The sequence below is a fragment of the Halorubrum sp. SD612 genome, assembly GCF_002135005.1.
The window spans coordinates 1-25714 of record NZ_NEWI01000030.1 but is presented as its reverse complement, the minus strand read 5'-3'; the positions used below and the strand labels follow the sequence as shown (position 1 = coordinate 25714).

The 25714-nt window shown below is 67.4% G+C and carries 28 protein-coding genes, 3 tRNA genes and 1 pseudogene; 13 read left to right on the top strand and 19 right to left on the bottom strand.

Annotated features, from left to right (window positions below; all coding sequences use genetic code 11):
- The 4 genes and pseudogenes from B9G38_RS17750 to B9G38_RS05410 all read right to left on the bottom strand — a co-directional run.
- A pseudogene (locus tag B9G38_RS17750) lies at positions 1-144 on the bottom strand (IS1595 family transposase); the annotation flags it as partial.
- A gap of 94 nt (positions 145-238) precedes the next feature.
- Complete coding sequence (pstA, locus tag B9G38_RS05420; protein ID WP_086219732.1) at positions 239-1867, bottom strand: phosphate ABC transporter permease PstA; 1629 nt, start codon at positions 1865-1867, stop codon at positions 239-241.
- Positions 1867-3000 carry a phosphate ABC transporter permease subunit PstC gene (pstC, locus tag B9G38_RS05415; protein ID WP_086219731.1) on the bottom strand — a complete coding sequence of 378 codons (1134 nt, stop codon included), beginning with the start codon at positions 2998-3000 and terminating at the stop codon, positions 1867-1869. Before pstC ends, pstA begins: the two co-directional genes overlap by 1 nt.
- 156 nt (positions 3001-3156) lie before the next feature.
- Positions 3157-4374 carry a PstS family phosphate ABC transporter substrate-binding protein gene (locus B9G38_RS05410; protein WP_086219730.1) on the bottom strand — a complete coding sequence of 406 codons (1218 nt, stop codon included), beginning with the start codon at positions 4372-4374 and terminating at the stop codon, positions 3157-3159.
- 206 nt (positions 4375-4580) lie between these two features.
- Here B9G38_RS05410 and B9G38_RS05405 point away from each other — a divergent pair, with 206 nt between their 5' ends.
- The 3 genes from B9G38_RS05405 to B9G38_RS05395 all read left to right on the top strand — a co-directional run bounded on the left by B9G38_RS05405 (position 4581) and on the right by B9G38_RS05395 (position 6688).
- Positions 4581-5528, top strand: a complete 948-nt coding sequence (locus tag B9G38_RS05405; RefSeq protein ID WP_086219729.1) for a halo transducer protein — start codon at positions 4581-4583, stop codon at positions 5526-5528.
- Positions 5529-5576: 48 nt separating this feature from the next.
- Positions 5577-6173 carry a mechanosensitive ion channel domain-containing protein gene (locus tag B9G38_RS05400; RefSeq protein ID WP_086219728.1) on the top strand — a complete coding sequence of 199 codons (597 nt, stop codon included), beginning with the start codon at positions 5577-5579 and terminating at the stop codon, positions 6171-6173.
- Positions 6174-6337: 164 nt separating this feature from the next.
- Positions 6338-6688, top strand: coding sequence for a DUF4870 domain-containing protein (locus tag B9G38_RS05395; protein ID WP_049930746.1), 351 nt, complete (start codon positions 6338-6340; stop codon positions 6686-6688).
- Positions 6689-6775: 87 nt separating this feature from the next.
- On the opposite strand, the gene rpsB is transcribed toward B9G38_RS05395, so the two are convergent.
- The 13 genes from rpsB to B9G38_RS05330 form a co-directional block, all read right to left on the bottom strand.
- Positions 6776-7570: a 30S ribosomal protein S2 gene (rpsB, locus tag B9G38_RS05390; protein ID WP_049930745.1), complete on the bottom strand. Its 795-nt coding sequence runs from the start codon at positions 7568-7570 to the stop codon at positions 6776-6778.
- 16 nt (positions 7571-7586) lie between these two features.
- The gene (gene eno, locus B9G38_RS05385) at positions 7587-8789 is read right to left on the bottom strand and encodes a phosphopyruvate hydratase (RefSeq protein ID WP_086219727.1); all 1203 of its coding nucleotides are present in this window, start codon (positions 8787-8789) and stop codon (positions 7587-7589) included.
- Positions 8789-8968, bottom strand: a complete 180-nt coding sequence (locus tag B9G38_RS05380; RefSeq protein WP_049930742.1) for a DNA-directed RNA polymerase subunit K — start codon at positions 8966-8968, stop codon at positions 8789-8791. The genes eno and B9G38_RS05380 overlap by 1 nt, the downstream gene beginning before the upstream one ends.
- Before the next feature lie 2 nt (positions 8969-8970).
- Positions 8971-9165 carry a DNA-directed RNA polymerase subunit N gene (locus B9G38_RS05375; protein WP_006628058.1) on the bottom strand — a complete coding sequence of 65 codons (195 nt, stop codon included), beginning with the start codon at positions 9163-9165 and terminating at the stop codon, positions 8971-8973.
- 12 nt (positions 9166-9177) lie between these two features.
- A complete protein-coding gene (locus B9G38_RS05370) occupies positions 9178-9576 on the bottom strand; it encodes a 30S ribosomal protein S9 (RefSeq protein ID WP_004595258.1) in 399 nt (132 codons plus the stop codon).
- Positions 9570-10019, bottom strand: coding sequence for a 50S ribosomal protein L13 (locus tag B9G38_RS05365; protein WP_008367868.1), 450 nt, complete (start codon positions 10017-10019; stop codon positions 9570-9572). Before B9G38_RS05365 ends, B9G38_RS05370 begins: the two co-directional genes overlap by 7 nt.
- Positions 10016-10369: a 50S ribosomal protein L18e gene (locus tag B9G38_RS05360; protein WP_004595256.1), complete on the bottom strand. Its 354-nt coding sequence runs from the start codon at positions 10367-10369 to the stop codon at positions 10016-10018. The genes B9G38_RS05365 and B9G38_RS05360 overlap by 4 nt, the downstream gene beginning before the upstream one ends.
- Positions 10370-10408: 39 nt before the next feature.
- A tRNA-Leu gene (locus B9G38_RS05355) sits at positions 10409-10493 on the bottom strand.
- Positions 10494-10642: 149 nt separating this feature from the next.
- Entirely contained in the window at positions 10643-11395 is a 753-nt protein-coding gene (locus B9G38_RS05350; RefSeq protein WP_086219726.1) for a DNA-directed RNA polymerase subunit D, read from the bottom strand.
- A gap of 1 nt (position 11396) precedes the next feature.
- Positions 11397-11786, bottom strand: a complete 390-nt coding sequence (locus B9G38_RS05345; RefSeq protein WP_004046448.1) for a 30S ribosomal protein S11 — start codon at positions 11784-11786, stop codon at positions 11397-11399.
- A gap of 6 nt (positions 11787-11792) precedes the next feature.
- Positions 11793-12320, bottom strand: coding sequence for a 30S ribosomal protein S4 (locus B9G38_RS05340; protein WP_006112313.1), 528 nt, complete (start codon positions 12318-12320; stop codon positions 11793-11795).
- A complete protein-coding gene (locus tag B9G38_RS05335; protein WP_049930734.1) occupies positions 12317-12838 on the bottom strand; it encodes a 30S ribosomal protein S13 in 522 nt (173 codons plus the stop codon). The genes B9G38_RS05340 and B9G38_RS05335 overlap by 4 nt, the downstream gene beginning before the upstream one ends.
- 55 nt (positions 12839-12893) lie before the next feature.
- Positions 12894-12979, bottom strand: a tRNA-Ser gene (locus tag B9G38_RS05330).
- 260 nt (positions 12980-13239) lie between these two features.
- Between B9G38_RS05330 and B9G38_RS05325 the strand changes: the two genes are divergently transcribed.
- From B9G38_RS05325 to B9G38_RS05275, 10 genes are all read left to right on the top strand, one after another.
- Positions 13240-14280, top strand: coding sequence for a zinc-binding dehydrogenase (locus B9G38_RS05325; RefSeq protein ID WP_086219725.1), 1041 nt, complete (start codon positions 13240-13242; stop codon positions 14278-14280).
- A complete protein-coding gene (locus B9G38_RS05320; RefSeq protein WP_049930730.1) occupies positions 14270-14650 on the top strand; it encodes a hypothetical protein in 381 nt (126 codons plus the stop codon). The genes B9G38_RS05325 and B9G38_RS05320 overlap by 11 nt, the downstream gene beginning before the upstream one ends.
- 108 nt (positions 14651-14758) lie before the next feature.
- The gene (cmk, locus tag B9G38_RS05315) at positions 14759-15337 is read left to right on the top strand and encodes a (d)CMP kinase (protein WP_086219724.1); all 579 of its coding nucleotides are present in this window, start codon (positions 14759-14761) and stop codon (positions 15335-15337) included.
- 19 nt (positions 15338-15356) lie between these two features.
- Positions 15357-16406, top strand: coding sequence for an RNA-guided pseudouridylation complex pseudouridine synthase subunit Cbf5 (locus B9G38_RS05310; RefSeq protein WP_086219723.1), 1050 nt, complete (start codon positions 15357-15359; stop codon positions 16404-16406).
- 23 nt (positions 16407-16429) lie between these two features.
- The gene (locus B9G38_RS05305; protein WP_086219722.1) at positions 16430-17602 is read left to right on the top strand and encodes a succinylglutamate desuccinylase/aspartoacylase family protein; all 1173 of its coding nucleotides are present in this window, start codon (positions 16430-16432) and stop codon (positions 17600-17602) included.
- Between the two features lie 46 nt (positions 17603-17648).
- Positions 17649-17719 (top strand) — tRNA-Pro (locus B9G38_RS05300).
- A gap of 335 nt (positions 17720-18054) precedes the next feature.
- On the top strand, positions 18055-18618 hold the full coding sequence (locus B9G38_RS05290; protein WP_086219720.1) for a hypothetical protein: 564 nt from the start codon (positions 18055-18057) through the stop codon (positions 18616-18618).
- Between the two features lie 159 nt (positions 18619-18777).
- A complete protein-coding gene (locus B9G38_RS05285) occupies positions 18778-19254 on the top strand; it encodes a hypothetical protein (RefSeq protein ID WP_086219719.1) in 477 nt (158 codons plus the stop codon).
- A complete protein-coding gene (locus tag B9G38_RS05280) occupies positions 19254-19628 on the top strand; it encodes a hypothetical protein (protein ID WP_086219718.1) in 375 nt (124 codons plus the stop codon). Before B9G38_RS05285 ends, B9G38_RS05280 begins: the two co-directional genes overlap by 1 nt.
- The gene (locus B9G38_RS05275; RefSeq protein WP_086219717.1) at positions 19625-21517 is read left to right on the top strand and encodes a hypothetical protein; all 1893 of its coding nucleotides are present in this window, start codon (positions 19625-19627) and stop codon (positions 21515-21517) included. The genes B9G38_RS05280 and B9G38_RS05275 overlap by 4 nt, the downstream gene beginning before the upstream one ends.
- A gap of 390 nt (positions 21518-21907) precedes the next feature.
- Here B9G38_RS05275 and B9G38_RS05270 read toward each other — a convergent pair whose 3' ends face one another.
- Positions 21908-22177, bottom strand: coding sequence for a hypothetical protein (locus B9G38_RS05270; protein WP_086219716.1), 270 nt, complete (start codon positions 22175-22177; stop codon positions 21908-21910).
- A complete protein-coding gene (locus B9G38_RS17745) occupies positions 22177-25410 on the bottom strand; it encodes a hypothetical protein (RefSeq protein WP_143415370.1) in 3234 nt (1077 codons plus the stop codon). The genes B9G38_RS05270 and B9G38_RS17745 overlap by 1 nt, the downstream gene beginning before the upstream one ends.
- Positions 25411-25714: the final 304 nt, after the last annotated feature.

Below are 25714 nucleotides of genomic sequence, written 5' to 3'. Positions count from 1 at the left end.
GCAGTGTGGACAGGAGCGTTCTTCCCAGATCGTCTTGAGACGCCGCTCGACGATGGCGTCGAGCGGCTCGGCCCGAAATTCTATTACCCCAAGTTCCGCAAGTTCCGATAGCCTCTGGCCGAAGGCAAGACGGTCTTCATACATACCCGCTTTTGCCGGGCCAGAGGCACTAATGCTCCTGGTTCCGCCAGTCTACTGAAGAGCGGGGTCTGTTGGGTGGTGTTCTCGCTCATCGGATTCAGCTGTGTGTGAGCCGTCGCCGGAAGTAGTAGCGCGTCGCGATGCCGATCGCGTAGAATGAGAGGACGACGACGAGCAACACCAGCGCCGTCGCCCAGCGGAACTCGTCCGCGTTGCCGACGTTGCTGCTGGCACCCACGCCGGCGGAAATCAGAGCGTACAGCTGGTACGGCAGCGCTGAGGTTGCCTCCAGCAGGGCCGGATTGGCGACGAACGGCGGCGCGGACGTGAACTGGAAGCTCCCGAGGACGTCGACCGTCTGCGAGCCGGGAACGAACGTCCCGCCGGCCATCGTCAGCAGGATCGGCGCCGTCTCGCCGGCGATCCGACCGACGCCGAGGATGACGCCGGTGACGACGCCGGGCAGCGCCGCCGGAAGGACGACGCTCCGGATCGTCTGCCACTTCGACACCCCAAGCGCGGCGCTCGCGTCGCGGTACTCGTCGGGGACGGAGAGCATCGCCTCCCGGGAGGTGATCACCACGAGCGGGAGGAGCATGAACCCGAGCGTGATCATCCCGGAGAGCAGCGACTTCCCGTTGCCGAACCGCGGGATGAGGAAGGCGAAGCCGAACAGCCCGAAGACGATGCTGGGGGTGCTCCACAGCCCGTTTGTCGCGATCTCGACGACCTGGGTGAACCGACCGCGGTCCGCGTACTCGGTGAGGAAGAGCGCCGCGCCGACGCCCAGCGGGACCGCCAGCACGACGGCGCCGAGGACGAGCCAGACCGTGCCGACGATGGCGGGCAACACGCCCTGGAAGTCGTTGAAGAGGGCGACGCCGTTCATCACGAACGGGACGGACACCGGCAGCGTGACCGAGACGCCGAGGACCGTCGTCTGCGGCCCGGTGCCGAGGCCGATCTCGACGCCGTTCAACAGCCCGGGGACCCCCTGGACGACCACCAAGGCGACGAGGACGAACAGGAAAGCGACGATCGAGAGCGCGTTCAGGTACACGAGGACGTACGCGCCCATGTGCCGACCGCGGGCGCCGAAGCCACCGTACGCCTTCGCCGAGGCCCAGCCGCCGTACAGCGCGCTGAACAGCGTCGCCGCGGGGATGAGGAACTCCGCGGTGAGGGCCGCCTGCTGGGCCCAGTCCAGCTCCCACACCCACGTCGGGCCGATGACGCCGGTGAGGAACACGAGCCCCGTCAGCGCGAGGAGGCTCCCGAGCGGGAGCGTCGACCCCACGTCCTCGCGGGGGAGGACCGTGAGCGCGAACGCGCCGCCGCCGACGGCCGTCCCGGCGAGGACGCCGACCGTCGTGCCGAGACCGAGCGTCTGGCTCGCGACGCTCCCGCCGACGACGACCCACGGAACGGCAGCGCCGAAGCCGGCGACGAGCCCGGCGCTCGGGTCGGGGTCGGTCTCGACGTAGCCCAGACGGGAGCCGGCGCCGAAGGCGACCACCGCGACGCCGAGCGCGGTCAGGAGCCCGCCGAGCAGCGTCACGGTCCGAATCCCGAACAGCGAGCCGGTGAGGCTGACGCGCTCGAACAGCGCAGCGACGGCGAGCGCGAACAGGACCGCCGAGAGCCCGACGGCAACGCCCGCGACGGCGTCCGTCTCCGTGGTCTCCGACTCGACGAGCCTGGCGTCCGTCTGGCTCGCGTCCGCCATCAGACCTCACCCCCGAGCCGCTTGTGCATTCTCCATTCGATGTACTGCGCGCCGATGGAGATGACGAGGACGGTGACGAACAAGATCACGCCCGCGACGAACAAGGCGTCCATCTGGAGGCCGTCGGCCTCGCCGTAGTTCCGCGCGATGATCGACGTCAGCGTCTCCTGCCCGTAGAAGACGTTGACGAGTGGCTCCGTGAGGCGAGGCACGCCGCGGAGCATCACCGTGGCGGCCATCGTCTCGCCGATGGCGCGGCCGACACCGAGCAGGACCGCCGCGGAGACGCCGGAGAACGCGGCCGGCAGCGTGATCGAGGTCATCGTCTGCCAGTCGGTCGTTCCCATCGCCAGCGAGCCGCTCTTCATCGACTCCGGGACGCTGCTCAGCGCGTCTTCGGCCACGGAGACGACGGTCGGGAGCGCCATCAGCCCGACGACGATGCCGACGAACAGGTACGACCCCTGCCCCGTCGTCTGGAACTGGTCGGAGGCCCACGGGCCCAGCACGGTGAACCCGATGAACCCGTAGACGATCGAGGGGATGCCGGCGAGGATCTCGACGCCGGGCTTGACGACCTCGCGGACGGTCGCGGGGGCGATCTCCGAGAGGAAGAGCGCCGCGGAAACACCGAGGGGCGCGGCGACCGCGGAGGCGATCAGCGTCACCATCACCGTCCCGTGGATCATCGGCACCATCGAGTACCGGATGGGCGGCGAGACGGCGTCCCAGTTCGGCTGGATGAACATCCGCAGGCCGGGGACCGTGATCCCGAACGCCGTCGCGCTCTCGTATCGGATCACCGGGACGGACTCGCGGAAGATGAAGACGATGATCAGTCCGAGGATGAGGATCGTCGACACCGTCATCATCAGCGCGATCGTGTACGCGGTCTCCTCCTGGTACCGGAACCAGCCGATCCCCGCCGCCGTGAGGAAGACGACGAAGGGAACGATGGTGAGGTCGGAGACGGCGAGGAACCCGACGAGGGTGGCCAAGAGCGACAGCGTCATCGCGGAGATGATCGCCAGCGCGGGGGGTTCGGTCTCGTCGACGAACTCCCTGACTCGTCTGCGCTGCGCGCCGAGCGCGTCGGTCAGTCGCCCGCCGAGCGCGTCTGTTACCGTTGGCATCTGTCTGTTATCGAGAGCATTCGCGTGTTGTGTGTCGTAGAAGCCATGTTCGTCCGTACCGTGAGCGCCGGCGGCCGCGGAGAGACGGGCGGTCGCGGGGGGGTCAGTCGGCCGAGACGACGCTCGTCTCGGGTCGATCGACCGTCGGTCGTCGGACTACGGCGAGATGAGATCCTCCGTGGCGACGGACGAGACCTTGTCTTTCATCGACTGGAGGTCGCTCGTCGGGAGCGGGATGTAGTTGTTCCCCTCGACGAAGACGCTCTGTCCGAACTCGTTGAGGAACATATTGACGAACGCCGCCTCGCGCCGATCGTAGCCGCCGGCTTCGGGGTTGTTCTCCTCGATGAGCGTGTACATGTGGAGGTCGCGGTTGAGCGGGTACTCGCTGTCGAAGATGGTGTTCTCCGCGTCGCGGCTGGTCTCGTACAGCGTGCCGTCGAACTCGATGGAGATCGGGATGACCGTTTCGCTGGTGAACGCGAGCGCCATGTACGCGATGGCGCCCTCGTTCTGGGAGACGGCCTGCGCGACCTGCTGGTTCTGCCCGAACCGCGTGTCGACGCCCGACATCGAGGCGTCGGCGGCGCCGAGCATGTTCAGGCGGAACGAGGTGTCCGTCCCGGAGCCCTCGGCGCGGCCGATAGCGTAGATCTCCTGATCGTAGTCGACCCCGTCGATCTCGTTCCAGTTGGTGATCTCGTTCTGGTAGATGCCGCGGATCTCCTCGCCGGTCAGCTGCGCGACGCCGGCGTCGGAGACGTCGGAGCTGACGACGACCGGCTGGCCATCGCGACCGACAACGTTGTCGACGACTGTGTTCTGGGCCTTCTCCTCGGTCCAGTCGAGCTCCGCCGTGATCGGCCCGGAGGAGTTGCCGATGTCGACGAGGCCGTCAGTGACGGCCTCACAGCCGGTCCCGGAGTGGCTCAGGCCGACCGTCGTCGGGAACGGCGGCGAAGAGCGCTGATCGGTCGGCTCGAAGCCGAACTTCGCTGCGAAGTAGTCGGCGATGAGCATGTCGTCCGCGCCGTCGGCGGAGAGCTGGTCCCAGCCGGGCACCGAGCCATCGTCGTTCGCGCCCCAGTACTCGCCGTCGCTCGGCGGGGCGTTGGAGTTCCAGTATGAGCTCCCCGTGTTCGAGATTGGGTACACCGTCGAGGAGCCCTCGGCGTTGAGCAGCGCCGTGCTCTGCCCGGAGCCGTCGTCGCCGTCGCCACCGGAGCCGCCGGAGCCACCGTCGCCGCCGTCGCCGCCGGAGCCGCCGTCGCTGCTTCCGCTACAGCCCGCCAACCCGGCGGTTCCGAGCGCTCCGGACGTGATGAGAACTTTCCGCCGCGACACGCCGCCGTCGACCCAGTTCCGGTCTGACATCAGGCGTGGCAACGGACAAGTCTATTAAACTGGTTTATACTTTTAATATAGTCACCTCTTGTCACGCGAAGAGTCCACAGTATCGGTGGTGAGTACAAGAGACGGTTCTGACAGTTATATACCACCACGTACCGCTCTGTTCGCCTCTGTCCCCGAACACACCGCTCTTAGGAAGGTATACACCGTACTACGCCGAATCCGGCCGTATGAGTGAGAGCGCGCCCGCGGAGACGCCCCTCGACGAACTCGTCGAGTCTGTGGCCGACCGGACCGGCGAGAAACCGGAGTCGATCCGGACCTGGCTCGAACCCTTCACCGACGACGGGAGGGTGACGTCCGCGGCGATCGAGTCGAGCGTCACCGACGTGTCGCAGATACTCGCGACAGCGGAGACGCGGGTCGACCTCGCGACGCGGACCCACGACGAGGCGACCGCCGCCGACGACGCGCCGGACCTCGAGGTCGTCACAGTCCGCCGGCGGGCGTTCGGGGACCGGCTGGACGACCTCCGTGCGGAGGTGGAGGCGCTCGGCGACGAGCTCGGCGCGGCGCGGTCGGGGCTGGCCGAGCCGGTGGCGGTGTACCGCGCCGCGGTTGCCCTCCACGAGATAACCACCGAGGCGCAGGACATCGTCCGCGTCGCCCACGACCTCGAAACCGAACTGGAGGCGTTCGAGGCGTGGCTCAGCTCGGCCAACCGACGTCACGGCGCGCTCGTGGACGAGGTCGAAGCCGCCGAGGAGTCCGCCGCGGCCCTCACCGAGACCGTCGAGTCGCTGCGGGACGCGGACGACCCGGACCCGGGACGGCGGTTCGACGCCGCCGTCCAGACGCGCGTCCTCGACCTCGTCGTCGCCGACCTCCGAGCCGAGGCCGACGACCTCCGCGCGTGGGCCCACCGCGACGGCGTCCCCTTCCCGGACGACGTGGACGCGCGGATCGACGATCTCGAATCCGCGGTCGCGGAGCACGCCGACGCGCTCGGCGACCGGCCGGGCCGGGACGGCGAGTTCGGCGAGCGGCTCGACGCGCTCGACGCGGAGCTCGAGGCGGTCGAGCCGCCCGTCGCGTGGGCTCGCGTGGACGAGACCGTCGCGGAGGCTCGGTCGGCGCTGTCCGAGGACGGGGCGCCCGGCGACGAGGCCGCGAACTGAGCCGGCGGCGCCCTCACCTTTTCCACTCTCCGCCGTGTGCGGTTCGGCATGACGCAGATCCCGTCGCTCGTCTCCCGCTCGCTCTCGAACTTCGTCGAGGGGCTGGTCGTGGCGGTCCCGCGGCTGCTCTCGGGGCTGATCTTCCTCGCGCTGGCGTACCTGACGGTGCGGGTCGTCCTCTCGGTCGTCCACGGGTCGATCGAACGGCTGTACGTCGGCGACCGCGAACTGGTCGGCGACCTCATCGTCACGCTCGTCTCCGTGTTCCTCTGGTTCGGCGTCGCGCTCACGTTCCTGAAGGTCGTCGGCATGGGCGACATCGCGGCGAGCCTCGGCACCGCCGTCGGCTTCATCGCCCTCGGGGTCTCCTACGCGCTCTCCGAGATGATCGAGGACACGGTGGCGGGCGTCTACCTCCTGCGGGACCCGGACTTCAACGTCGGCTACCGCGTCGAGTCGAAGGGCGTGACGGGAACGGTCGCCGCCATCGAACTCCGGAAGACGCGGATCGACACCGACGGCGGCGACCGGATCGTGATGGCGAACCAAGAGATAGAGCCGCGGTGGACCCACGACGTGCCCGAGGAGACGACGGGCGGGGCGGTCGACGAACCGACCGACAGCGAGCCGTCGACGACCGACTAAGCGGGGGACCGGCCGGCGCCCGACTGAGCGGGGGACCGACCGACGACCGATCGGTCGCAGTCGGCGACGGGCGCCGGCTCGAGCGTGGCTGTCGACTGCCGCCTCCGTGTATTCCGGTCGGTCTCCGAAAATTTATCAATCTGCTCCGAAACCGCCATCCCGCTATGTCAACCACAGCAACTGAGACCGGCGACGGGACCGTCGACGGGGACACGACGCTAGCGGCGCTGTCGCACGCCTCGTCGCTCTTCGCGTCGTTCCTCGGCCCGATTCTCTTCCTGATCCTCGCGGACGACAACGACGAACTCGTCGAGCGGAACGCGAAGAATTCGCTGAACTTCCAGATCGTCGTCTTCGCCGCGCTCATGATTGCCGCCGTCCTGAGCTTCGTGTTCATCGGCCTCCTGCTGTTCCCGATTATCGGCGTCGTCGACCTAGTCTTGGTCCTCGTGGCAACGGTGAAGGCCAACGACGGGCGGGTCTATTCGTACCCGTTCACGCCCGATATCGTCTGAGCGCGTCGCGCCGCGGATCGATTCGCCGACGGCTCTCCGAGCGGTGAACGGACGAAACAGGAAGCGTCGAAGAAAAACGCGGCCGGCTTAGAGCTCGTCCTCGAAGTCTTCGAGGGCGAACACCGTGTCGGCGCCGCGGCGGTCGAGCGTCTCGTTGGCGAGGAGCCAGTAGACGACCGACAGCGCGCGCCGACCCTTGTTGTTCGTCGGGATGACGAGGTCGACGTTCGACAGCTGGTTGTTGGAGTCGCACATCGCGATCACCGGGATACCGACGGTGATGGCCTCTTTGACGGCCTGCGCGTCGCCGATGGGGTCGGTGACCACGACCACGTCCGGCTCGATGTAGCCGGCGTAGTCGGGGTTCGTCAGCGTGCCCGGAATGAAGCGACCGGTGCGGGCGCGGGCGCCGATGGCGTCCGCGAACTTCTCGGCCGGGAACCGACCGTACTGCCGCGAGGATGTGACGAGGATCTGCTCGGGGTTGTAGTTCGCGAGGAAGTCCGCGGCCGTGCGGATCCGCTGGTCGGTCAGGCTCACGTCGAGGACGTACAGCCCGTCGTCGCGGACGCGGTGGATGAACCGCTCCATGTCCTTCGTCTTCTGCTGGGTCCCGATGTGGACACCCGCGGAGAGGTAGTCCTCGACGGGGATCAGCAGGTCGACGTCGTCGTCGGGCATGACGTCGTCGTCGAACGGGGAGGCCTCCTCCTCGTCCGCTTCGTCGTCGCCCGCGGCGGTCTCGCTCTCGGCGTCGGCGGCCGTCTCGGCCGCGTCGGCGGTCGGTTCCTCGGTCGTGTCGGCCTCCTCCTCGACCGCCGCGTCGACCGCCTCGGTCTCCGCGTCGTCGTCGAGTTCGACCGCGTCGTTGTCTTCGCTCATGCGTGGTGTGGGCCCGTCATACCGCGTCGTCCGCGATGCGGACCAGTTCGTTCAGCTTGGCGGTTCGCTCGCCGCCGACCGTCCCGGTCTTGATGTAACCGGCGTCGGTCGCCACGGCGAGGTGTGCGATGGTGGTGTCCTCGGTCTCGCCCGAACGGTGAGAGATGACCGTCTCGTACCCGTTGCGGGCGGCGAGCTCGACGGCGTCGAACGCGTCCGACAGCGTCCCGATCTGGTTCGGCTTGATGAGGATGCTGTTGGCCGCGCCGGCGTCGATGCCGTCCTGGAGCCGCTCGACGTTGGTGACGAACAGGTCGTCCCCGCAGATCAGCGTCCGGTCGCCGACCCGGTCGGTCAACTCCGCGAACGCCTCGTAGTCGTTCTCGTCGAGCGGGTCCTCGACGTACGCGAGGTCGTACTCGTCGACGAGGCCGGCGACGTACTCGATCTGCTCGTCGGCCGACTTCGTCTCGTCGCCGTAGACGTACGCCTCGGCCTCGTCGTCGTACAGTTCGGCCGCGGCCATGTCGAGACCGAAGCGGATCTCGAAGCCCACGTCCTCCTCGACGCGGTCGACCGCCTCGTCGACGACCTCGAACGCGTCGGCGTCCGAGATGGGGGGCGCCCACGCGCCCTCGTCGCCCTTCGCCGCGGGCACGCCACGCTCGTCTAACACGTCCGCGACCGCCGCGTGGACCGCGGCGTTCGCGAAGACGGCCTCCGAGACGCTCGGCGCGCCGACGGGCGCCGCGAGGAACTCCTGAATGTGGGTCGCCTCCTTGGCGTGCTCTCCGCCGCCGACGACGTTGCCAAGCGGGATCGGGAAGTTCTCGCCGCGGAACGCCCCGCCGAGGTGCTGGTACAGCGGTGCGCCGAGCACGTCGGCGGCGGCCTTCGCGGCCGCCATCGAGATGGCGACCGCGCTGTTGGCGCCGATGGCGGAGAAGTCGTCCGTCCCGTCGGCGGCGCGGAGTGCGTTGTCGACCGCGCGCTGGTCACCGGCGTAGACGCCCTCGAGGCGCGGGACGGCGTGTTCGCGGGCCTTCGCGATGGACTCGCTCGCCGGCAGTTCGATCGCTTCGTACTCCCCGGTCGAGGCCCCGCTAGGCGCCGCCCCACGGCCGAAGCCGCCGGACTCGGTGAGCACGTCGGCCTCGACCGTCGGGTTTCCGCGCGAGTCGAGCACGCGACGCAACGAGACGCTGGTAATTCGGGTCATTAGTTGGATTCCCTCCGCACGGTGAACGGGAGCGCGCCCGCGTCGTACTCCTCCGCGGCGACGAGTATCGGCTCCGTCTGGTCCGTGTCGATCAGCACGGGCGCCCCGTAGGACACCTGTAGCGCTCGCGCGCCGAGGATTCGCGCCTTCTCGTATCGATTGTATCGCTGTCCTGACATGGTTACTGGTACGGCGAGACGACGTCCACGAGGTCGCGGTGGCTCACCAGCATGCGCCGGCAGCAGTGCCGGTCGACCCCGAGGTCGTCGAGCACCTCGCCGGGGTCTTCGTCGCCCTCGCGAGCCCGCTCTTTGAACTCTTCCCAGTGTTCACCCACGACGTTGCCGCACGTGAAACACCGGACGGGGATCATCATGACTGGATCACCTCAGCGGTAGGACTTCTGGTAGCGAGCGCGCGCGCCGGGTCCGCCCCACTTCTTGGGTTCGGACTGGCGCACGTCGTTGACCAGCAGGGTGCGGTCGAAGTTCATGTACGCGTCGCGCAGCTCGGCGTCGCCGAGGTGCTGGACGAGGCCGCGGGCGATGGCGGTCCGCGTCGCGTCCGCCTGCCCGCTGAAGCCGCCGCCCTCGACGTCAATGTCGATGTCGACGCCGTCGCGGAGCTCCTCGCCCGCGATGCGGAACGGCTCCAGCATCTTGAGCCGCGCCTGCTCCGGTTCGACCAGCTCGACTGGCTGGGAGTTGATGCGAACGCGACCCTCGCCCTCGCGCACGGTGGCGCGGGCGACGGCCGTCTTCTTCTTGCCTGAGGTGTTCGTTACCATGTGACGTTGGCTCCCAGAGACTCGGAGATCTCCCCGAGCGTGGTGAATTTGATGTTCGAGAGGCGGTCGAGCGAGGTGCCGTCGAGGACGACGCTCTCGACGTCCTCGTCGCGCTCGTAGGGGTTCCCGACGTACACGCGCACGTTCGAGAACGCCTCGCGGCCGTCCTCCGACTTGTACGGCAGCATGCCGCGGATGGCGCGCTTGAAGATTCGGTCGGGGCGCTTGGGGTAGTACGGCCCGCTGTCCGAGCCGAGCTCCGCGCGCTTGTGGTACGTCTCCATCGTCGCCTCCTCGTTGCCGGTGATGACGGCGCGCTCGGCGTTGACGACGGCGACGGTCTCCCCGGCGAGGACGCGCTGGGCGACCTCCGAGGAGACGCGACCGAGGATACAGTCGCGGGCGTCGACGACGACGTCCGCGTCGATCTTCGCGAGACTCATCGGATCACCCGCACGTTGCTTCCTTCGGGGTTCTGTTCGACGTACTGTTCCAGCGTCACCGCTTCGCCGGCCTGGTCGATCTTCGTCCGGGCGGTTCCGGAGAAGTCGACGGCGGCGACGGTAACGTTCGTTTCGAGCACACCGCTGCCCAGCACCTTGCCGGGGACGACGACCGTCTCGTCTTCCTGCGCGTATCGTTCGATACGGCCCAGGTTGACCTCAGCGTGCGTGCGCCGTGGCTTCTCCAGTCGGTCGGCGACGTCCTGCCACACGTTGGCACCGGAGTCACGCGAGACCGACTTCAGATCGGCGATGAGGTTCTGTAGTTTCGGATTCGTCTTGCTACTCATAGCTGTCCCTCCTGAACGGAGAGTTCGTGGAAAACGGAGTGCAGGGAGCAGGATTTGAACCTGCGGACCTCTACAGGACAGCGCCCTGAACGCTGCGCCGTTGGCCTGACTTGGCTATCCCTGCGTGCACTCCACCGTATTCCGGCTCCCTTCAAACCACTTTCGGTCCCGGCGTCCGCGCGGTCGGCCGCGCGCGCTCCGTCGGTCGGAGCGGCGCCGCGGCTGCCGGCGAGGGCGACGGTCAGGGGGGTGGTTCGAAGGGCCGTCATTTCCTTATACTGCGACTTTCGTCTGTAGTTCGTCCGCGCGCTCCTCGATGGAGTCGATCGCGCGGAGCAACAGTTCCTCGACGTCGAACGAGCCGTCCGTCTCGATGTGGAAGACGAACGCGCCCGGCACGTCCTCGACCGCGACCTCTTTGCCGGGGAACCGTTCCGAGAGGTCGTTGTCGAACTCGTCCGTGAGCTCGATCTCCCCGTCCGGCGTCTCGATGACGCCGCGGAGGATGTTCGGCTCGTCGTCGTCGAACTCGCCGCGGTCGCCCTCGACCGCGACGCGCTGGAGGTGGCGGTAGCCGACGGAGACGCCGCCCTGGTGTTTGGCGTGCTCCTTGCCGGTGTCGAGGACCGCGTTGGCCTCGAACTCCAACCGCTGTCCCTCCTTCAGCTCGATGATCGGAACGTTCTCGTCGGCGACCTCGACGAGCGGGTCGCTGCTCTCGATGTCGCCGGAGTACGCCGTCGCCGGACCTTCGACGTCGAGCGCGAGGGTGACCTCGTCGCCGATATCGAAGTCGTCGAGCGGCGTCGTCAGGGGCACGAGCCCCAGCCGCAGGCCGATCATCTCGTCGAACATGACCGAGGAGTTCTCGACGAACCGGACGGTGTCGATCGAGAACGTCGGGACGTCGGCGATCATCGCGCGGCGGATGCCGTTGGCGAACGCCGGCGTGAGCCCGCGGATCAGCACCCGCGCGCTGCGTTCGTCCCGTTCGACGTACTGGACGTCGAATTCGTCTTCGGTCATGTCAGACTCGCTTGTTCTTCGGCGCCTTCGTCCCGTCGTGCGGGATCGGCGTGACGTCCTCGATGCGCCCGATCTCGACGCCCGCCCGCGAGAGCGCGCGGATCGTCGCCTGCGCACCGGGACCGGTGGACTTGTTGAGGTTGCCGCCGGGACCGCGCACGCGAACGTGCACGCCCTCTAGACCGGCGTCCTTGACGCGCTCGGCGACGACCTCCGCCATCTGCATGGCGGCGTACGGCGACGCCTCGTCGCGGTTCTGCTTCACCACGGTGCCGCCGGACGACTTGGCGATCGTCTCGGCGCCCGTCTCGTCGGTGACCGTGATGAGCGTGTTGTTGAACGACGCGTACACGTGGGCGATGCCCCACTTTCCATCCTCGGATTCACTCATGGTTGGTTACTCCTGTGACTCCGCGCGCTCGGGGTGGAGATCGTCCGCGAGCGGGCTCGTCTCGTCGAAGGCGATGGCGCCCTCGTCGTCGACGTCCACCTTCACCGACGGGCGCGTGACGCGGGCGCCGTTGACGGTGATGTGGCCGTGGACGATGAACTGGCGGGCCTGCTGGGTCGAGGAGGCGAAGCCCTGTCGGTAGACGACCGTCTGGAGGCGACGCTCCAGCAGGTCGGTCACGTCGAGCGACAGGACCGTCGAGATGTCGTCGTTGTCGCCGAGGATGCCGATCCGGCGGAGCCGCGTAACGAACTCCGCGCCGGCGTCCTGTGCGGCGTCGACGTCACCCTGCGCCTCGCCGAGCAGCCGTCGCGCCTCTCGGCGCATGTTGCGCAGCTCGGACTGGGCGCGCCAGAACTCCTCTTTGTTCTTCAGACCGTACCGCGAGAGGAGGTCGGACTCCTCGGCGATGCGCTCGCCCTGATACGGGTGGTTCGGCGTCTCGTAGCCCTTGGTGTTCTTTCCGGTGCTCATTCGTCGTCACCGCCCTCGTCGTCTTCCATCTCCTCGCGGATCTCCTCGACGTTGACCCCGATGGTCCCCTCCGAGCGACCCGTGGACTTGGTGCGCTGGCCGCGGACCTTCTGCCCGCGCTTGTGGCGCACGCCCTTGTACGATTCGATGATCTTCATCCGGTTGATGTCGTGGCGCCGCTTCTCGTTGACGTCCGTGCCGACGAGGTGCGTCGTCTCTCCGGTGAAGAAGTCGTTCTGTCGGTTCGTCATCCACGACGGGACGTGGTCTTCGAGGTTCTCGGCGATGTCGACCACCGCGTCGATATCCTCCTCGTCGAGGAGCCCGAACGTGGCGTTTCGGTCCACGTCGGCCTTCTCGGCGACCAGCCGCGCCGTGCGCGTGCCGATGCCGTCGAGTTCGGACAGGCTTCGCTCGACCGTCTTCGTCCCGTCGAGGTCCGCGCCCCCGATCCGAACGAAGTACTGGAGGTCTTCCTCCTCCTCCGGCGAGTCGTCCTGTGGTTCTTCCGTGCTCATGTGTTGGTTGTGGTGAGCCCTACCGGCGCGATCCGGCGGTACTCGTCCGTTCGAGCGTTGCGGCGGGGATTCGAACCCCGGAGGCAGTGACGCCACAGAGTTAGCAACCCTGCGCCTTGGGCCAGGCTTGGCTACCGCAACCCGCGTTGTATCATCGCCCTCTCGGACTCGGGGCCCGACGCCCCTGCAGTTCGTGCGTTCATATGCTCCCGCTTTCGGTACTTAAACATCACGAAACGGTCGGGTCGCTGTGGGCGACTCGCACGGTGGCTGCGAGCGTCGTCCCGCGGGCCGCGCCGGTTCGATGGTCGCGTCAGTCCGGTGGCCGCGCCGGTTCGATGGTCGCGTCGCTCGTTTCCGTGAGGCGTACTGTTTAGTGGGTCCCGCGGGAGGGTCCGAATATGAAGGCCGTTCAGTTCGCCGACCACGGCGACCGCGACGTGATCGAGTACGGCGAGTTCCCCGAGCCCGACCCCGACCGCGGCGAGGTGCTCGTCGACGTCAAGGCGGGGGCGTTGAACCACCTGGACATCTGGACCCGCCGCGGAATGCCCGGCATCGACGTGGAGATGCCGCACATCCCGGGGAGCGACGCCGCGGGCGTCGTCGAGGCCGTCGGCGAGGGCGTGACGCGCTTCGAACCTGGCGACCACGTCGCCGTGAGCGCGGGCGTCTCCTGTGGCAACTGCGAGTTCTGTCGCAACGGCGAGGAGTCGCTGTGCGTCTCCTTCCACATCATCGGCGAACACGTCCGCGGCGTCCACGCCGAGAAGGCGGCGGTCCCGGCCGAGAACCTCGTCCCGGTCCCCGACGGCGTCGACTGGGAGGTCGCCGGCTCCGCGTCGCTCGTGTTCCAGACCGCGTGGCGGATGCTCCAGACGCGCGCGGACATCGAGGCGGGCGAGAAGGTGCTCGTCTTGGGCGCCTCCGGCGGCGTCGGCCACGCCGCGGTCCAGATCGCCGACCACGCGGGCTGTGAGGTGTTCGCGACCGCCTCCACCGAGGAGAAGCTCGCGCACGCCGAGGACTGCGGCGCCGACCACGTCATCGACTACGAGGCGAACGACTTCGCGGACGAGATCGCGGCGCTCACCGGCAAACGAGGCGTCGACGTCGTCGTCGACCACGTCGGCGAGGCGACCTACCCGAACTCGCTGAAGTCGATGGCGAAGGGCGGCCGGCTCGTCACCTGCGGCGCGACCACCGGCCCGAACCCGGGCGCGGGGCTCAACCGAATCTTCTGGAACCAGCTCTCCGTCATCGGCTCGACGATGGCGACGCCGGGCGAGGTCGACGATGTCCTGGAACTGGTCTGGGACGGGACCTTCGAGCCCCGCGTCCGGGAGGTCCTCCCGATGAGCGAGGCCGCGCGCGCACACGAGATGATCGAGAACCGTGAGGGCTTTGGCAAAGTGGTGGTTAGACCCGACAGTGAGCTCTGAGACCGACGCGGCCGACGGCGACGCGGCCGATCGCGACGCGGCCGCGGGCGCCGACGGCACTACCGACGGCGGCTATGTCCACGCCCCGGAGGGCGAGAGCGGCGGCGCCGACGGTACGGGGCCGTCGGAGTCGGCCGGTCGGGAGCCGGCGGCCGACGGCTTCGGCCGCGAGGGGTGGGCGCTGACGGCGGCGCTTTTCGTCTGTGCTATCGTCATCCCCGGGATCATCTACGCGTATCCGTACGCGGCCGGGTGGTTCGGGCTCCCCTTTTTCGCCACGTACCTCGTGCTGCCGCTTGTCCCCGCGCTCCTGCTCGGCCTCGTCGCCGTCTGGTCGATGACGGCCGCGACGGCCGACCCCGAGGCGTGAGCGAGCCGGGTCGGTGACGGCGAGCGAGTCCTCGACACGGGCGCCGACGGGCGCGCGCTCCCGCAGCCGAACGACAACCGTTTTGAACGACACCCGCGCAGTGGTGATATGTTGATCACCGTCTCCGGCCCGCCTGGAAGCGGCAAGAGCACCAACGCCGTCCAGCTGGCGGACGCGCTCGGTCTCGGGCACGTCTCCGGCGGCGACATCTTCCGCGAGATGGCGGCCGAACGCGACATGACGCCGGTCGAGTTCAACGAGTTCGCCGAGGAGGACCCGCAGATCGACCGCGACCTCGACCGCCGGCTCCGCGAGATCGCCGTCGAGCGCGACGACGTGGTCCTCGAATCGCGGCTCGCCGGGTGGCTCGCGGCCGACCACGCCGACTTCCGGTTCTGGTTCGACGCGCCGCTGTCGGTCCGCGCGGAGCGGATCGCGGAGCGCGAGGCGAAGCCGACCGACCGCGCGCGAACGGAGACGGAGCGCCGCGAGGCCTCCGAGCGCAAGCGGTACCGGGAGTACTACAACATCGACATCGAAGACCTCTCGATCTACGACGCCGCGTACAACACCGCCCGCTGGGGGCCCGAGCGCTTCCTCAACGTCCTCGTCGCGACCGTCGAAGCGTACGACCCCGACGACGACGAGGGGAAAGCGCCCGTCGACGGCGTCGTGTACGACTTCTGAACCCGCGACTGACCTCCGCATGACAGACCCTTCCGACGCCGACCCCGACCCGCTCAGAGCGCCTCCCGGAGAGCGGTCGGTGCCGGAGCTGCTCCGGTTCGGCGTCGTCAACCTCGACAAGCCCGCCGGGCCCTCCTCGCACCAAGTGTCGGCGTGGGTGCGGGACGCCATAGACGAGACGCTCGCGACGCTCGACCCCGAGGGGCCGCCGACCCGCGGCGTCGCTCACTCGGGGACCCTCGATCCGAAGGTCACTGGCTGTCTCCCCACGCTGATCGGCGACGCGACGCGCATGGCGCAGGTGTTCCTCGAAGGGGCGAAGGAGTACGTCGCGGTGCTGGAGCTCCACGGGTCACCCCCGTCGGACTTCCGGGAAGTCGTCGCCGAGTTCGAGGGCGAGATCTACCAGAAGCCGCCGCGGAAGAGCGCCGTGAGCCGTCGGCTCCGCACGCGGACGGTCCACGAGTTGGACCTGCTGGAGGTCGCCGACCGCCGGGCGCTCCTCCGGATCCGCTGCGAGTCGGGGACGTACGTCCGGAAGCTGTGTCACGACATCGGACTCGCGACGGGGGGCGGCGCGCACATGGGACACCTCCGGCGCAGCGCCACGGATCCGTTCGACGACCGCGACCTCCGCACGCTTCAGGACCTCGTGGACGCGCTCGCGTGGGCCGGGGACGGCGATGACGCGCTCCTCCGCGAGGTGGTCCGCCCGGCGGAGGACGCCCTCGCCCACCTCCCCGCGGTGACGGTCGCCCGGTCGGCCGCCCGCAGCGTCGCGACCGGGGCTCCCGTGTACGCGCCCGGCGTGATCGACGTCGACGACGCGGCGATCCCGGCGGCGATCCGCGACGACGCGTCGAACGATAGCGACGCGCCGACCGACACGGATGGCGACGCGCCGACCGACACGGATGGCGACGCGCCGACTGACCGCGACACGGACCCGGACCCGCCGCTCGCCGCGTGCTTCACGCCGGACGGCACCGCGGTCTGCCTCGGGCGCGTCGTCGGCGACCCGGACGCCGAGAACGGGACGGTCGTCGCCTTGGAGCGCGTTCTTTTATAAATTCGCCGCCCCCAGATGCGGACATGGACGAGCCGGACGCAGACGGAGGCGGAGTGGTAGCCGTCGGGAGCGCGAGCGCCGAGCCCGGAACGCTCGACCGCGGGTGGCTCACCGTCGGGGACCTCCCGACCGGCGGCACGGAACGGCTCCCGGTCGCGGTCGCGAACGGCGCCGCCGACGGGCCGACGCTGTGGCTCACCGGCGGCGTCCACGGCGACGAGGCGACGGGCGTCGCGGTCGTCCAGGACGCGGTCGCGACCTTCGGCGACCGCCTCGCCGACCTCGCCGGCGTTGTCGTCGCTGTGCCCGTCGTCTCCCCGGCCGGCCTGCGCCGGAACGCGCGAGAGACGTACTACGCCGACGAGGACCCGAACCGGCACTTCCCGGACGCCGACGCGGAGTCGGCCCGCCCGCCGAAGCTCCAAGAGCGGATCGACGCCCGGCTGTACGCCGCGATCACCGGCGAGTCGTCGGTCGAGGGGAACGAGTTCTCAGTCGACGCGGTCGGCACCGACGCGACCGCGGACGCGCTGATCGACTGTCACACCGCGGGCGTCGGTAGCGAGCCGTTCGCCATCCGCGACCGCGTGCTGTACGGTGACCGACGGAATGAGGCCGAGGCGGCCGCGCTCTCTGAGGACCTCGGCCGACTCGTCGAGGCGTTCGGGCTTCCGGTGGTCCGGGAGTATCCCGCCGCAGAGTACGTCGAAGAGAACCTCCAGCGATCGACCGCGGGCGCCGTACTCAACGAGGCGGGGATCCCGGCGTTCACGGCGGAGCTCGGCGCCCACAGCGTCGTCGACGACGCGCTCCTCGACGCTGGCGTCGCGGGCGTCGTCGGCGTCGCCGTCGAACTCGGGCTCCTCGACGAAGTACCCGAGTCGGCCAGCGAGCCCGGGGTCGGCGTGGCCCCGGCCCCCGTCGAGTTTCCCGTGCGGCGCTTCCGCGGGCCGACGACCGATATCTCCGGACTCGTCCGGCACCGGGTGGCGGCCGGGGACGCGTTCGACGAGGGCGATGTCCTCGCGAGCGTGGTCGACGCCGCGGGCGCGGAGCGCGGGACGGTCGAGGCGGACCGCGATGGGTACGTCCTCGGTCGCGCCGAGGGGCTGGCCGTCTACGAGGGCGACGCGATCGGGAGCCTCGCGGTGCGGGACGCGGGCGACCTCGTGGTCCCGCGGGACGGCGACGACTGAAGCGAAGTCCTTAATTACCGGACCGTCGTTTTTCAGCGTGTAGTCAGGGACCGTGGGGTAGTGGTATCCTATGCGGATGGGGTCCGTATGACCTGAGTTCGACTCTCAGCGGTCCCATCAGATTCTTTATAGGTCCTCATTATCAGTAGCCTCAGCACCTTCTAACGCCCGAAAAACGCATTCAGGGGGTGCGCTATGAACCGCCAACCCGGCGGTTCCGACGAAACCGCGCAGTGCCGGTACTGCGACGGTCACGTTTCTGATAGGTTCCGGGCTGTCTTCGGTGATGAGGACGACGTCGCACACCGGTGCCTCGGGTGTGACTGCTTCCGTCGCATCAGCCGCGGCAGCGCCGCCGGCGTCGACGTCGACCTCGTCGACCCCGCCGAGGATCCGAACCGTAACCGCGGTCAGCGTGTCGGTGCCGCCCTGCGCGCCGACGGAGGTAGCCGATGAGTCGCCCGCGCAGCCAGCCGTGGTACTCGGGCGCCCATCGGGCGCTCGAACCCGATGTCGGCCCCGTCGACGAACACGGTCTCTGCGAGTGCGGACACTGCGACCGCGAACAGCGCTACCGCCTGCCCTGGCCCGAGGTCGGGGGCGACGTCGCGTACTGCGGGTACCACGTCGCTCGGTACCGACATCACAACCGCGAGCTCTGGGAGCGTCTCCGTAGCCTCGACGACGTTGAGGACCCCGACATCCACGCCGTCGCCGGCGACCGTTTCCTGACGCTCGACGAAGTCCCCGAGGAGATCTCCGTCGACGGCGAGAGGATGCGCCGCGTCGCGCTCGGTGTCGACGGCTGGGCGCTGTTCGACAGCGCTGAGCCCGATGACGACGGGACAGTCAGATTCGTGACCGTCGATCGGAACCTCGAGCCCCGGGAGTCGGTGGAGATCAGCCGATCGTCCGCCGGCGAGTTCCTGAACTGGTTCCGCGAGCACGAGGGCGTTCACGACCTCGACCCGGACGCTCGCCGCGCGCTCTACGGAGGTGAGCCGCGCGATGCCTGAAGAGGGTGCGAAAGACGACGGAAGACTTGATCGCGGCCGAGCCTCGATTGCTCGTGAGCACCTCCTCGGTGCGACCGTGTGGGCGTACGGCGGCGGTGGCATCGATATCAAACCGTGGACCAACACCCGGAGAGTGAAGATGCCCGGGAGGTTGGGCCGATGAGCAGCGGCACCCTCGCTGCCGCGAAGCGCGCCGGCGAGAACGCCGAACACGAGGTCTTCGACGTCGTCGTCGGACTCGAACCCACCGCCGACAGCGAACACTACGACGCCGTCGCTGAGACTGCTATCTTTCCGCGCTCCGACCTCCCGTTCGTCGGGATCTGTGTCCTCGGGGCCGGGACCGTCGTCGAGATCAAGAGCACGATGGCGGTCTACGGGAGTGCGCAGCGTCGCGGGCGCTTCAGCCTCCGCGAGACGCAGCACGAAGCGCTTCTCGACGCCGGCGGCGTCTACGTCTTCGTCGTCTGCGAGCCGCGCCCGGCTCGCCCGGCGATCGCGATGAAGGTCGTCCCCGCGACGACCGTCGACCACCTCATCGACGAGATCTCCAGCTGGCGCGACAGGCACGACGGCCGCGGCCGGGAAACACAGCTCGCCTGGTCGCGCGTGTTCGACCCCGCGGAGGTCGAGTGATGCGGTCCGACGACATCGTCCTCCGTCGCCCGATCGCGCGGTGGGTCGCTGGCGAGAAGCACGCCGCGAACCCGGTCACGAAGGACGTCGTTCTCGACTCGGTCGGGACACCGCTAATCCCACGGCGGCGGATCGCCGGCGTCCACGTCGACCGCGTCAACTCTGAGATGGTCCCGGTCCGCGGGTATCGAGACGGTCGCTACGTCCTCGCGATCGCGCCGGAACACGCCTCCGTCGATGTGTTCGATCCGAGCGAGCGCGAGCCTGGTGAGCCCGCGCTCGACGTCACCGAGCCGTGGATCCCGCTCGTCGCGGTGTTCACCGCCGGCGAGCGCGGTGCCGTGGTCGTTCCCCGGAAGGAGGTGGAGCTTTGAGCGACGACTACCTCGAACCCGGGCCGCAGGGCGACCTCGACGAGCTGCTGGGCGACGCCCAGCCCGTCACCGGTGACGACGAGGACTCGATCGAGGGCGTCGTCGATTCCGAGGAGGCGCGCGAGCTCCGCGACGCCGCAAGCGAGGGCACTCGGCAGGTCCACCCCAGCAGCCCGGAGTCGACCGAATACCGGACCTTCGACGTCGAGGGGCCGATCGAGTGCGTCGAGCCGCGTGTTCACGCGTTCGGCGCGCACCTGCTGTTCTCGCAGCCGGACACTCGTCAGAACGGTCACCCCGGCTCGCTGTCGCCGTACGACGCGATCGTCTCGCAGTACGAACCCACCATCGCCGACGACATCGGGTCGTTTGTCTTCGACGGCGAGCTCTGGGAGATCAACCCGGACAAGACGAACTACTGGTCCGGCGGCATCGCGGCGCCGTCGCGCCCCTACGAGACGTTCAACGAGTACCAGATCGCCGTCCGGGCGCAGGACGGTCTCGGTGAGCGGAAGGCGTCGTTCCAGTTCCGGCCGTCGGTGCCGGACGCGCGAACGGCCGACGGGGAACGGATCGGGTCGATGCCGGAGGATCTCCCGTACGGCCTGCGTGTTCAGTCGAACTCCAGCAACTTAGAGCCGGACGAGGTGATCCCGCTGCTCCGTCGACTCGCCGAAGAGCTCGACATCAGCACGCACTACTTCCGAGACGAGTGCGTTCACGAGCACTCGAACGCCTACCAGATGGAGATGTACCTCCGCCTGGACCGCGGCGCCGGCGAGCAGCACGTCGCCGGGCAGGGCGCCGTTCTCGACCAGCTCGCGCTCTTCGGTTCGAACAACCGCGGGAAGGGCGAGTACAAGTGGGACAACGAGAAGGTCATCGGTCACCGCAACGCCGTCGCGCTCGACGAGTCGACCTGGAAGAAGCTCACGGAGAAGCCGAACGGCGTCGGGAAGCTGGTGAAGTACTACCATCCCGAGTTCGCCCGGTCTGAGGAGACGTCGTCGGCCGACGATCCGCTCTCGGACCCGAAGCTCGAACTCCAGTGGTCGAAGGACTACTCCGACCGAGCCTCGGTGCCATGGAGCGAAGAGGGCGCGTTCGACGTCGAGGCGCTGCGGACGGAGCTCGACGAGTCGCTCGTGAACGTCCTGCTCTGGGCGGGGCTCCCGACGCGAGCCGACCCCCGCATTTACACGGCGGATCACTACTTCGAGGCGACCGAGTCAGAGCGAGATCTCGACCTCGTGGAGAACAAGATGCCTAGCGTCCAGGAGGGCGAAGAGCAGCAGGCGGTCGCGCACTTCGCCCGCGGCGACGCGACCGAGTCCGAGCGCTCCGTACTGGCCGCGCTGACCGATGGCGGCGACGGCGCCGACGTCGAGCAGCTGGCCGAGCTCTCGGACACGTCTCGCTCGACGGTCTACCGCGCCGCCGAGAAGTTCGACGACCTCGTCGAGGTCGCGAACGCGAAGATGTCGTTCGAGGACAGCCTCATCCGCGAGAAGTTCCAGGACCTGCTGAACACCTTCGAGGACATCACGGACTGGGTCGTCGGCGGCGTGCGGCAGCTCGCGTCCGCGGAGACGGAGATGATCGACCAGGACTCCGCGCTCGCACGCTGGGCCCGGCGCCACGGGATCTCGATCACCGAGTCCGTCGACGGGATGGTCGTCGACCTCGGCGGTCAGCCGCTCTCGCGCGTCGAGCTCGTGAAGCTCATCCGCGCCGGCGTCGACGCCGCGGAGGACACGGGCTCGATGGCGTACCGGAAGTTCATCAGCGGTGAGTTCTCCTGGACGGAGAAGGAGGAGGGACGTCGGACGGGTCAGCGTCCGATTAACCGCAACGGGGACGTTCTCTTCTCGTCGAAGCTCCCCCGCTGACCACCGACAGTTGAGTGGCAACACTATCCTGCCCCCTGTTTCTTGTTGATATCGTTACGTTTTGAGCGGTATCTGAGCCGATTTTGCTCTCGATCGCGGTCGCGATCGACCTCGACGTCGTCGGGAGCGCTGCGGCTGGTCAGGGTTCGATCCCACGGGCTGGGACGGACCCCTTAGGGAGTGTGCCTAAGGGCACCCCCTTCGGGGGAAAATACACAGCAACCGCTTTCAGAAGTTCCACCTGAAGCACTCGAAACAGGGGTTCGCCCGCGAAAATTTTAGTTCTAACCACGTTGGGAGGTCTTCAGGTACTGACCGGCGCGTATCCTTTCGAACGCTCGCAGCAGCGCAGCACGCGCCGAGAAACACCCCACAAATTTCAGCCGCCGCTCAGAGTGGCAGCGGCACCGACGGCACGACCGGCAACGACGACACCGAAATCCACCCGGCGCCGATCGCAACGAGCACGAGCAACCCGACAGCGGCCGCCGCGATGAACCCGATCCGGATCGTCTCTAGCGCCGACTGTAGAATCGCGAGCACGCGATGCCCGCGCCAGATCACCAAGAGCGCGGTTGCGAGCATCCCGACCTCGACACCGTTGCCGGTCGCCAAGCTGATCACCGCATCGACGCCACCTCCGAGGGAGCTGGCCAGCATCACTCCCTCCGCGTGACGACGTTGAACACTGGCCGATCTGACTGTCGAGCGCGGTACCACAGATAGACGCCGCCGGCGACGACGAGGATCAGCAGCGGCGCCACCTGCTCGCTAGTCAGCTGTTCGATCGCCGTCTGGATCGTTCCCGGCGCGACGAACTCTAATCCGAGCACGACCGCGACGAGCGTGGACGCGAGCCACACGCGCTGGCTCACCGCGTCCGAGCGGCGTAACACCAGATACGACGCGATCGGTACGCCCGAAACCACGATTAGGATACCGGCACCCTCGGGGAGTCGGAGCAGACCCGCCCGCGCCGCGACGATCGCCGCGAGCACGCCCGTTGCGATCGACGCTCGACGGTTCGACACGACGAGATTCACAACCCGACTCATGTAGCTCAACAGCCCTTGTAGTCCTGAGAACGCGCCGCTGCCGGTCTTCTGTGCGATTCGCTTACCGACCTCGACACCGCGGCCGCCGAACGGTTCGACCCGGCGGAACACGACAACTCCGCCGAGTCCGAGCAGCCCAAGCAAGAGCAGCTGGCCACCGCCAACTCCGGAAGGCGTGCTCACGCTTCCGACCGCGGCGCCCGCTCGCTCGCGGAACTGACCGATCGGGCCGTCCGAGTCTTCTTCTCGGACTGACGCCTCGGAGTCACGGAGAATCTGCCACGTGTCCTCCGAGTCATCGTCTTCGAAGATCGCGGGAGACTGCGCCACGTCACTGTCAACGACGATCGAACGCTTGAGGCTATTCAGGAGGTACTCAACGCCAGATTCGGTGTTATAATACTCGATGGTTACGGGGTCGCCATCGCCGCCTGGTCCCGGCGACACGTCAAGTTCCGGGTTCTGCCCGGGCTCGACCACGTCGATCCGCACGTCTCCCTGCTGAGCGATGACGCGCGTCTCCAAGTGTTTCACGCGGAACGTATCTCCTGTCTTCGAATTTGGGAGATACATCTTCTGAGCGCCGCTTGAATCGATGACGACGTAGTCCTCGGTGGGGAAGATATCCGAGTACGAGTAGTGTACGCGATCGCCGTCGTCGGTCGGGCCGACATTCACGTGGAAGTCCTCGCTCCGCTCGTCGATTCGGAGCTGGGTGTCGAGCTCCTCGTGAGGCGCGGTCGGGTCGGTGATCGTGACGGCGCCGTTCCCGACCGACATCTTCCGGCCGGTCGCCCTCACATCGACCGTCGAGCCAGCGGGCACTGTCCCGCCGACGGCGTCACTCACGTAGACATCGACGGTGGTACCATCGAACCGGTAGTTATCCGCTCCGACGCGTTCCCAACCCCCGCCGCCGATCTGGTACTCGACATTTTTTACCCCGACCACTCGTGACGATTCAAAGGGGATGGTGACCTGAGCGTCCGAGGTTTCAGCTGCGTAGGTGTGGCTGACGTTGTAGCTCTCCTCGAAGGTGGTCGCGGAGTAGCCGACGGAGATCTTGTCGGAGGCCTCGTGGCTGGCCTCGATGTCGGCGCGCATCTCGGGCGCGTCAGCTGACAGCGAGCCGTCTCCGAGTGAGACATTCAGGGTGTTGGTGCCCTGTTGTAGCTGGTCTTTCGGGATCGTGGCCGTGGCGGTCTCACCGTCGGCTAGTGTCCCCGAGTGGATGGTCGTAGTCTGACCGTTCAATTCCACGACGGGATCGCGCGTTTGGGATGCCTCCGTCCATGAGACCGACACGTCGACGGGTCCCGTTACCGATACGTCCGCGGACTGCGATCCGGTTGAGAGATCGACCGGCTCCGTTACCGTCTCGCCGGGAGATAGAATCCCGGTATGAGACGCGCTTGACCCACCGACTGATAGACCCGGATTCTCAGTTTGCGTGACCTCAGTCCATGACGCGCTCCAACTGAGGTCAGACACCCCACTCCCGCTAAACGTCAGGCTATTAGAGCCTGTTTGAAGGGGTAAAGAGGCACTCTCTCCGGATTGTAACGTCTTAGTTTGACCCTGAGACTCGACACTCACCGATCCCGGTTGCGTTCCTTCTATATCCCATGTTGCCGAAGACTCGCCAGTACCTCTATTGATGTATCCATATGGTTCGCCTATTCCTGCTGTTGCTTTTATTGTAATTGTGTAATCTCCACTAACTGTTTTTGACCCGGCAAAATCATGTTTAGTCACGTAGTATTTGTCACTATTATATTCTATTTCACCGAACATATCGCCATTAATATATAATTCCAAACCAACGGTATCCTCTCCATTGTATCCAGTATTATAATAAAATTCGCTGATAGTAATCGAGTCTATCTTTTTTTGACCGCTATTAGATATTGTGGATGTGTAGGATGCTCCGTCCGACTCAAGATATACCTGGTCGCCGTTCGGGATAACATACTCAACAGTTTGGTAAGTAGTTTTCCCAACCGAGTCGATATTAATTTGTGCGTCTCTCGGTTGCTGATTGCCACCGACGGCTATCGTGTGCGACCCACTCGACGACCGCGACCCGGTATCTGATTGTTTGGTCGTCGTCTCTGCCCCGCTGAAAGTCACGGTCTCGTCTCTCGGTTGTTTGGTCCCACCGACTGAGAGCGGGATCGTATCGCCGTCGAGCGCGCTCGCTGTAGACGTAGACTCAGGGGCGGTGTTCTCGACGCCCGTCGTATTGATCGTCACGTCAGAGGCGGCGTCGTAGGCCGACAACTGCCACGTGGCAGTCGTTCCCGACGTCGCCGAGTTCATCGACACGTCGACGCGACCACTGAACGTGACCGTGTTGTCCGAAAAGTGAGGAACGTCGAACACGAGGTAGCCGTCGACGTACTCCGCGCTCCCCGTCCACTCGCTGCCGTCCTCGTGCGTTCCGTGAATCGCTCGTGGCCGGTAGCCGAGCGCCTCCCGCAGCTTCCCGGCGTCGAGAGCGACTTCACGACCGGCCGATTCGGTATCGTCCCGCAGCACGACTGCCATCCCGTCGCCTGTGACCGACGCCGTGTCGCCGTCCATCACCGTCGGCGCGTGGTCCGCCGTCGTCAGGATGACCTCTAGGGAGTCGGCGTGGTCACTCGCAAGCACGCTGCCCTCCAGTTCACTCGCCGACAGCGCGAGCGTTTCGCCGTCCGGAACGTCCTCGGCGACGTTCCCATCGGGTATCGTGGCCATGCCGCCAGGCGCGGCCGCTGCCGAGCCCACAGCCGCGAACGGGACCACTGGCGCGAGCAGGAGCATGACCGCGAGCGCCGCCACGAGCGTCCGCTTCACGAGCGCTCACCTCCGCGAGGCCGCACGCGAACCCCGCATGCGGGCAGGCCGGTGGTTGCCGCGCCGGCGCGCACACTCCCGGGGTTCTCAGACGCGATCCCCCGGGGGCACGCACGCGTCGGACTCCGGATACGCGCGCGTATGAACGCTGCCGAGTCGGCGCGCGCCGCCGCGACCGCATGCTCAACGCTCGAACCCGTGCTCTCTGTCGATTCCAACTGTATCATTCGCTCACCTCGCTGAGATCTCGCGGCGCCTTGTCGATGCACGGTTTGGCAGTCAGGTTCCCGAGTAGGACCTTCAC

Bases quoted from the DNA above. Each gene is read 5' to 3' on its own strand.
- B9G38_RS05350 (WP_086219726.1), bottom strand. From the start codon at position 11,395: ATGACCGAAGACGAATTCGACGTCCAGTACGTCGAACGGGACGAACGC.
- pstC (WP_086219731.1), bottom strand. From the start codon at position 3,000: ATGCCAACGGTAACAGACGCGCTCGGCGGGCGACTGACCGACGCGCTC.
- eno (WP_086219727.1), bottom strand. From the start codon at position 8,789: ATGACCCGAATTACCAGCGTCTCGTTGCGTCGCGTGCTCGACTCGCGC.
- B9G38_RS05360 (WP_004595256.1), bottom strand. From the start codon at position 10,369: ATGAGTAGCAAGACGAATCCGAAACTACAGAACCTCATCGCCGATCTG.
- B9G38_RS05345 (WP_004046448.1), bottom strand. From the start codon at position 11,786: ATGAGTGAATCCGAGGATGGAAAGTGGGGCATCGCCCACGTGTACGCG.
- cmk (WP_086219724.1), top strand. From the start codon at position 14,759: ATGTTGATCACCGTCTCCGGCCCGCCTGGAAGCGGCAAGAGCACCAAC.
- B9G38_RS05270 (WP_086219716.1), bottom strand. From the start codon at position 22,177: ATGCTGGCCAGCTCCCTCGGAGGTGGCGTCGATGCGGTGATCAGCTTG.
- B9G38_RS05285 (WP_086219719.1), top strand. From the start codon at position 18,778: ATGAGCAGCGGCACCCTCGCTGCCGCGAAGCGCGCCGGCGAGAACGCC.
- B9G38_RS05365 (WP_008367868.1), bottom strand. From the start codon at position 10,019: ATGAGTCTCGCGAAGATCGACGCGGACGTCGTCGTCGACGCCCGCGAC.
- B9G38_RS05375 (WP_006628058.1), bottom strand. From the start codon at position 9,165: ATGATGATCCCCGTCCGGTGTTTCACGTGCGGCAACGTCGTGGGTGAA.
- B9G38_RS05395 (WP_049930746.1), top strand. From the start codon at position 6,338: ATGTCAACCACAGCAACTGAGACCGGCGACGGGACCGTCGACGGGGAC.
- B9G38_RS05305 (WP_086219722.1), top strand. From the start codon at position 16,430: ATGGACGAGCCGGACGCAGACGGAGGCGGAGTGGTAGCCGTCGGGAGC.
- B9G38_RS05370 (WP_004595258.1), bottom strand. From the start codon at position 9,576: ATGGTAACGAACACCTCAGGCAAGAAGAAGACGGCCGTCGCCCGCGCC.
- B9G38_RS05380 (WP_049930742.1), bottom strand. From the start codon at position 8,968: ATGTCAGGACAGCGATACAATCGATACGAGAAGGCGCGAATCCTCGGC.
- pstA (WP_086219732.1), bottom strand. From the start codon at position 1,867: ATGGCGGACGCGAGCCAGACGGACGCCAGGCTCGTCGAGTCGGAGACC.
- B9G38_RS05310 (WP_086219723.1), top strand. From the start codon at position 15,357: ATGACAGACCCTTCCGACGCCGACCCCGACCCGCTCAGAGCGCCTCCC.
- B9G38_RS05400 (WP_086219728.1), top strand. From the start codon at position 5,577: ATGACGCAGATCCCGTCGCTCGTCTCCCGCTCGCTCTCGAACTTCGTC.
- B9G38_RS05280 (WP_086219718.1), top strand. From the start codon at position 19,254: ATGCGGTCCGACGACATCGTCCTCCGTCGCCCGATCGCGCGGTGGGTC.
- B9G38_RS05340 (WP_006112313.1), bottom strand. From the start codon at position 12,320: ATGAGCACCGGAAAGAACACCAAGGGCTACGAGACGCCGAACCACCCG.
- B9G38_RS05335 (WP_049930734.1), bottom strand. From the start codon at position 12,838: ATGAGCACGGAAGAACCACAGGACGACTCGCCGGAGGAGGAGGAAGAC.
- B9G38_RS05405 (WP_086219729.1), top strand. From the start codon at position 4,581: ATGAGTGAGAGCGCGCCCGCGGAGACGCCCCTCGACGAACTCGTCGAG.
- B9G38_RS05410 (WP_086219730.1), bottom strand. From the start codon at position 4,374: ATGTCAGACCGGAACTGGGTCGACGGCGGCGTGTCGCGGCGGAAAGTT.
- B9G38_RS05325 (WP_086219725.1), top strand. From the start codon at position 13,240: ATGAAGGCCGTTCAGTTCGCCGACCACGGCGACCGCGACGTGATCGAG.
- rpsB (WP_049930745.1), bottom strand. From the start codon at position 7,570: ATGAGCGAAGACAACGACGCGGTCGAACTCGACGACGACGCGGAGACC.
- B9G38_RS05290 (WP_086219720.1), top strand. From the start codon at position 18,055: ATGAGTCGCCCGCGCAGCCAGCCGTGGTACTCGGGCGCCCATCGGGCG.